At 37.0% G+C, this 1,213-nt stretch carries 1 protein-coding gene; it reads right to left on the reverse strand.

Annotated features, from left to right (window positions below; genetic code table 11):
• Nucleotides 1–25 precede the first annotated feature (25 nt).
• Entirely contained in the window at nucleotides 26–982 is a 957-nt protein-coding gene (locus H5126_RS21205) for an IS110 family transposase (protein ID WP_182720996.1), read from the reverse strand.
• Between the last annotated feature and the right edge of the window lie 231 nt (nucleotides 983–1,213).

Here is a 1,213-nt window from a genome sequence, read left to right on the forward strand (position 1 = left end):
TAACAAGAGACTATGGCGTCAATAGTTAATTTATAACTTTTGGCGCTTCCCATGAAACACCGTCTCTTAGCATTGAATTTAAGATAACAATCATCTTTCTAATGCAGGCAATTATTGCGACTTTTTTAGGTTTTCCTGCGGCTAATAAACGTTGATATGTCGCTTTAAAAACAGGATTAGATTGCATTGCTGACATCATGGCCATGTATAAAACGGTTCTGACTTGTGGTCGTCCACCTTGTATTTTTCGATTACCTTTAAATCGTCCACTTTCTCGATTTATCGGTGCAACACCAATCAAAGCACTGGCTTGTTTACTGTTGATATAACCCAATTCAGGCAAGTTACTGATGATAGAAGCTGCGGCTATTTTTCCAATGCCAGTCATGCTTTGTAATATTTCATTTTTAGCTTTATATTCAGGACAACTCTCAATCAGCTTTGCTATTTTTTCTTCTATTTTAATAATTTGGTTTTTGAACGAAGTGAGAATAGGTTTAATCGTCATGGCTAATGCTTTAGGCATAATTTGTAAGCGATTCTTTTCCATGGTTTGCATAGTTAATAATTGATTTCTGCGCGTTACTAAATCACTCATAGCTTGCATTGTTTCTGGTTTTAGCTGTGATAATTTAGGCTTGATTGCTTCGCTATAATGCGCAATTAGTTGAGCGTCTAATTTATCTGTTTTTGCACGTTGTCCAATGGCACCGGCAAAGCGTTTTACATGGACAGGGTTGGCAATAGTAAAAGGTAATCCTGCTTTGGCACATGCTAAAATAAATGCCATTTCAAGACGCCCAGTTGCTTCGATAACAATGCGCTCAGGTTTGTGTTTTTTAATAATGTTAACGGCTTCTTTTATGCCTTTATCATCATTAGTAACGGTGAAATAGATATCCAAAGGTCGAATATAAATATCTAATTGGAATTTGCCAGTATCGACACCGACATTAATGTTTTGATTCATATTTGATTTCATAATAAGCTAACTCTTACTTGCATAATGCGGGTTCGAGACCCAGTAGACTATTCGAGTGTGGTGCTTGGAGTCCTTTGTCGCGTTCGTTCTTGTTATCGGTCTCTCAATAGAGGAGCCATCGCTTAATCGAACTACGACAAGGAAAGCTTTAGTTGCTGCTAAAGCCTGGGTCTCACATTACCCGAACCTGGTATAAATATTAATTAATTTATGGGTTTATTATCCATACAA

Origin of the sequence: Pseudoalteromonas sp. SG45-3, assembly GCF_014164075.1 — a bacterium.
GTDB lineage: Bacteria > Pseudomonadota > Gammaproteobacteria > Enterobacterales > Alteromonadaceae > Pseudoalteromonas > Pseudoalteromonas distincta.